Source organism: Pseudomonas sp. MEJ086 (assembly GCF_030209025.1).
Classification (GTDB): Bacteria; Pseudomonadota; Gammaproteobacteria; order Pseudomonadales; family Pseudomonadaceae; genus Aquipseudomonas; species Aquipseudomonas fulva_A.
Genome location: NZ_JARVSV010000002.1, coordinates 123,919 through 129,918, shown reverse-complemented (window position 1 = coordinate 129,918; position 6,000 = coordinate 123,919). Strand labels below are relative to the sequence as shown.

1 protein-coding gene is annotated in these 6,000 nt (G+C 63.5%); it reads right to left on the bottom strand.

The annotated features are described in order from the left end of the window. Positions 1–694: 694 nt before the first annotated feature. On the bottom strand, positions 695–5,563 hold the full coding sequence (locus QRN22_RS00910) for an NAD-glutamate dehydrogenase (RefSeq protein WP_042552854.1): 4,869 nt from the start codon (positions 5,561–5,563) through the stop codon (positions 695–697). Between the last annotated feature and the right edge of the window lie 437 nt (positions 5,564–6,000).

The window sequence follows — 6,000 nt, the reverse complement described above, 5'->3', positions numbered from 1 at the left end:
ACGCAGGTATCGCGGTACGGCCACAACTCCATCGCCCGCAAGCGGGCTCCTACGCGATTGAGCCCGCCGCCCAACCAGCGAACACACCGGTTCTGTAGGAGACCGTTTGCGGGCGAATCGGATGGCCGACGCGCATGATCCGGCCTGGAGGGCAGCGGTCTGTGGGAGAAGGATCTCCGGTGTCGCCTCGCTCAACCACAGCGGATGGCGCCAAGGGTTGCGTCTACCGGAATGGGACCAACGCAGGTATCGCGGTACGGCCACAACTCCATCGCCCGCAAGCGGGCTCCTACGCAATCGAGCCCGCCACCCAACCAGCGAACACCCCGTTTCTGTAGGAGCCCGCTCGCGGGCGAATCGGATAGCCGACGCGGATGATCCGGCCTAGACGGCAGCGGTCTGCCCACCCAACCGCAGCGGATCACGGCAGATGGTGCGCAATGGCACCAGGAGCTGCGTCTACCGGAATGGTGACCAACGCGGGTATCGCGGTGCGGCCACCACTCCAGCGCCCGCAAGCGGGCTCCTACGCGATCAAGCCCGCCACCCAACCAGCGAATACCTCGGTTCTGTAGGAGCCCGCTTGCGGGCGAATCGGATGGCCGACGCGGATGATCCGGCCTGGAGGAATCGCAGATAAAAAAACGCCCCGAACCAGTCGGGGCGTTTTCGTTTGTTGCGCTAGCTCAGTGGATCAAGCTGGCAACACCGGCAGCTGGCTTTGCGCCAGATCGCTCAGTTCGCGATTGGCCACGGCGTACATGGCGTAATCGCTCCCGGAGGCAGAGCGCAGCTCGGCCAGCATGGCCTTCCAGCGGTCCACCAGGCGACGGTTCTGCTCCAGCCAGGCTTCGACGCGCTCCTCGATGGACTCCGGGCCGCCCGGCAGTTGCAGCACGGACACCGTGATGGCCCGTTGCTGGGCATCCAGGTCATCGCGGAATGCCTCGCGGGCCAGGGCCTGCCAGTTGCTTTCCACGCTCAGGCCGCTGATCTGCTGCAGGTACCACGACAGATCCAGCGCGTCGGCAACGGCGAAGTACGCCGAGGCCACTTCGGTGGGCTCGCGGCCGGTGAGGTCTGCCGATTCGATGATCGGCAGCAGCGTGTACAGGTGCCCCGTGCCCGCCACCACGCGGGACAGCAGCTCCGGCACACCGGCTTCAACGTAGGTCTGGTAGCGCGCCATCCACTGGTCGCGAGCCGGCCCTTCGAGCAATTCGTCCAGACGCATGGCCAGGGCCTTGACCCGTGGCCCGAGGTGGGCGACGTCGCGGGCAGCGTCCAGGTCGTTGCGACGGCTGCGCAGGTACCAGCGAGTGGCACGACGGCCGAGGCGCATCAGCTCATCCATCATGGTCAACTGCAGATCGGCCGGCACCTGGTTGTCCAGGGCCTCGATCTGCCGCCACCAGAACGGCAGGTGGAACACGTCACGCACCACGACGTAGGCAGCGGCTACCTGCGCCGAACCCACCCCGGTGGACTCCTTCAGGCGCTGCACGAAGGTGATGCCCATGTGGTTGACCAGATCGTTGGCGATCTGCGTGCTGACGATCTCGCGCTTGAGGCGGTGACGGCGCATGGCCTCGCCATACTGCTGGGCCAGGCGCGGCGGGAAGGCGGTCTCCATTTCGCGGGCCAGGTAATCGTCGTCGGCGATGTCGGACTTGATCAGCGACTCCTGCAGCTCGATCTTGCTGTAGGAAATCAGCACCGAGAGCTCAGGACGGGTCAGGCCCTGGCCCTTGGTGGCGCGCTCGTTGAGCTCCTCTTCGGTAGGCAGGAATTCCAGGGCACGGTCGAGCTTGCCGGTCGCTTCCATGGCCGCCATGAGGCGCTTGTATTCACCCTGACGCTCACGGGCACGACGCTCGGCGAGCGACAGGGCCTGGGTCTGCTTGTAGTTGTTGCCCAACACCAGATTGCCGACGTCTTCGGTCATCTCGGCGAGCAGCGTGTTGCGCTGCTTGCCGGTCATGTCGCCGGCGGTGACAATCTCGTTGAGCAGGATCTTGATGTTCACCTCGTGGTCGGAGCAGTCCACACCACCGGCGTTGTCGATGAAATCGGTGTTGCTGGCGCCGCCGTTGAGGCCGAACTCGACACGGCCGAGCTGGGTCATGCCCAGGTTGCCGCCCTCGCCCACCACCTTGGCGCGCAGTTCACGACCGTCGACGCGCAGCAGGTCGTTGGCCTTGTCGCCGACGTCCGCATGGCTTTCCCGGCTGGATTTGACGTAGGTACCGATACCACCGTTCCAGATCAGATCCACCGGTGCCTTGAGCAGTGCATTGAGCAGCTCGGTAGGTGCCAGCTTGTCGGCCTGGATGTCGAAACGGGCCTTCATTTCCGGGCTGATGGCGATGCTCTTGGCGCTGCGCAGGAAGATGCCGCCGCCCTGGGAAATCAGCGAGGTGTCGTAGTCGGCCCAGCTCGAACGTGGCAGATCGAACAGACGCTTGCGCTCGATGAAGCTGCGCGCCGCATCGGGATTCGGGTCGATGAAAATGTGCAGGTGGTTGAACGCTGCGACCATCTGCAGCGATTCGGACAGCAGCAGGCCGTTGCCGAATACGTCACCGGCCATGTCGCCGATACCGATCACGGTGGTCAGGTCCTTCTGCACGTCGATACCGCGCTCGCGGAAATGACGCTGCACGGAAACCCAGCCGCCCTTGGCGGTGATGCCCATGCCCTTGTGGTCGTAACCGGCAGAACCGCCCGAGGCGAAGGCATCGCCCAACCAGAAGCCGTATTCGCCGGCAATGCCGTTGGCGATGTCGGAGAAGGTCGCGGTGCCCTTGTCGGCGGCGACGACCAGATAGGGGTCATCGACGTCGTGGCGTACCACGTTGGCCGGTGGCGCGACGTCGCCGTCCTTGAGGTTGTCGGTGATGTCGAGCAGCCCGCTGATGAAGATGCGGTAGCAGGCGATGGCCTCGGCCTGGATCTCGTCACGACCGCCGCCCAGAGGCAGGCGACGCGGCACGAAACCACCCTTGGCACCGACCGGCACGATTACCGCGTTCTTGACCTGTTGCGCCTTGACCAGGCCGAGCACTTCGGTACGGAAGTCCTCTTCACGGTCGGACCAGCGCAGACCGCCCCGCGCGACGTTGCCGAAGCGCAGGTGCACGCCTTCGACGCGCGGCGAGTAGACGAAAATCTCGAACTTCGGCACGGGTCGTGGCAGTTCGGGGATCGCGCTCGGGTTGAACTTGAAGCTGAAGTAATGCTTCGCCTCACCCTGGGCATCGGGCTGATAGAAGTTGGTACGCAGGGTCGCCTTGATCAGGTCCAGGTAGCGGCGCAGGATGCGGTCTTCGTTGAGCACCGCGACGTTGTCCAGGGCACCGAGAATCGCCTGTTCCAGCTTGTTCTGCTTGTCCTGCAGGTCATCGGCGCCGAGCTTGCGGGCGAGGTAGAAGCGGGTCTTGAAAAGACGCACCAGCTCGCGAGCGATATCGGCATGATTGAGCAGGGTGTTGGCGATGTAGCCAAGGTCGAAGCCCAGACGGATCTGCTTCAGGTAACGGGCGTAGGCACGCAGCAGCGCCACGTCGCGCCATGGCAGGCCGGCGGTCAGTACCAGGCGGTTGAAGGCATCGTTCTCGGCGTCGCCGCGCACGATGTGCACGAAGGCGTCCTGCAGGGTGTCGTTGAGCTGCTGGATGTCGAGCTTGATGCCCTCGGCATAGGTGAAGGCGAAATCGTGAATCCAGAACTCGCGACCGTTCTGGTGCTGCAGGCGATAGGGGAACTCACCGAGCACGCGCAGGCCGAGGTTCTCCAGGATCGGCAGCACGTCGGACAGCGCCAGCGGCGTATCGGCGTGATACAGCTTGCAGTGCAACTGGCGCTCACCCGGCACCAGCGGCTGGTAGAAACTCATGACCAGCGGGCGCTCCTCGGAGAGGCTGCGCAGGTGCTGCATGTCGACCACCGCCGAATGCGCCGGGAAGCGCTCGCGGTAACCGGCCGGGAAGCTTTTCGGGAAGTCGGTAAGTACGCGAGTGCCCTTGGCTTCACCGAAGTTCTCCACGACCAGGGAGGCGTAGTCATCGGTCCAGGAACGGCAGGCCTGAATGACCTCGCGCTCGAGCTGCTGCGGGTCGATGTCCAGCTTGGTCTTCGGGTCCACACGCAGGATGAACTGCACACGGGCCAATACCGACTCGGAGAAGTAGGTCCAGAACTCGCAATCGCTGGCCTGCAGGCGATCGACCAGCACCTGCTGAATGCGCAGGCGGGTCTCGGTGGAATAGATGTCGCGCGGCACGTAGGCCAGGGCATAGACGAAACGACCGTAGGGGTCGAAGCGCAGGAACAGGCGCACCTTGTTGCGCTCCTGAATCTGCACGATCGACAGCGCGGTGCTGGCCAGCTCGTCTACCGGCGTCTGGAACAGATCATCGCGCGGCAGCACTTCGAGGACCTTGACCAGCTCCTTGCTCAGGTGGCCCTGGGAGATGAAACCGGAGCGTTTCTCCACATCGGCGACCTTGCGGCGAATGTAGGGAATCTCGCGCACGCTCTCGCTGTATGCGGTGGAGGTGTAGATGCCGAGGAAACGGTACTCCTTGACCACCTTGCCTTCGCCGTCGATTTCACGGATGGAAACGAAATCCGGGTAGGCCGGACGGTGCACGCGGCTCGGCTGCGCGGCCTTGGCGAAGGACAGCAGGCTGGGTTCGCGCAAGTACGCAAGGGCGTAGGGCTCGATGCGCAGGTCGTCCTGGCTCAGACCGCTGCGCAGGCGCTTGGAAAGGCCCAGCAGCGAGCTTTCGTCGTACTGCAGGTAGCCACCGACGGCGTCGTCGTGAACGGTGAACTCCTCGTAACCGAGGAAGGTGAAGTGGTCGTCCTGCAGCCAGTCGAGAAACACCTTGATCTCGTCCAGCTCGGCGACTTCGCTCTGGCCGCGGCCAAGGGTGCCGTCGCCCAGCTTGGTCAGCAGTTCCTGAGCCTTGGCCTTCATCGGCTGGAAATCGGCAACGGAGAGGCGCACTTCTTCGAGCACTTCGAGCAGAGTCTTCTGCAGCGATTTGATCTCGGCGTTGCTGGCGCAACGGTTGATCTCCAGGAACATCAGCGATTCGCGCGTGACATCCGGGCCGGCACTGCCCTTGGGCAGCAGATCGATGAGCGCGCCCTGAGCGTCGCGACGCACGCTGAGCACGCTGTTCTGCAGGGTATGGATGCTGTAACCGCGGCGCTTGAGTTCGATACGCACGGAGTCGACGAGGAACGGGATGTCCGGGTGCAACACTTCGATGCCGGTGTGCGTGCTTTGCCAGCCATGCTTTTCATAGTCGGGGTTGAACACGCGTACCTGGGGCTGGGCAGGATCGAAACTGGCCAGCAGGCGCCAGGCAGAAAGGGTGCAACCAACCAGGTCGGAAAGACGCCGTTGCGTCAGTTCCTCGAGGGCGATGATGCCGAAGAACTGTTCAGCGAACAGGGCCACTCGTGGCAGATCCTGCTCACTGAGATGCTGCGCCAGGGCCGCTTGCAGTTGATGCTGAAAGTCGGCTTTGCTGGCCGCGGTGAAGAACGCCATGTTTTTGCTCCGTCTATGGGCTATGAGGGGCTGTTGTCGTTTCAGTACGAACCGCGTTGTAGCGAGAAATCTCGCCAGGCTAGGCGGAGGACGCCGGGAATGGTGTTCCCTTGCCAAGTCCTCCAACAACGCATGGCGAAATTTCTCGCACAACCCGCAGGGCCGGGCCTGTTTTGCCGCGAGGCAGCGTTTCTCGCCACTCATTTGGAATACCAAACTTCGCGTCTCGTGCCTTGCCTCGCGGCAAAACAGGCTCCGGCGCGGTCGTGCTGAAACGACAACAGCCCCTCCTTTGCGATTCGTGTTCCATGTCCGAGTTCAACCTTAGCGCAGCGACCCGAAATTGCCCGCTCAGCCGCTTTGCCAGAGTGTTCGAACGATGACTTCTCGGTCACAGAGGCCACCTGAGCTTAACGACAGTGCAGGCGCTGACGCTT

Coding starts and splice junctions, on each gene's coding strand:
- QRN22_RS00910 (WP_042552854.1), bottom strand. CDS start 5,563: ATGGCGTTCTTCACCGCGGCCAGCAAAGCCGACTTTCAGCATCAACTG.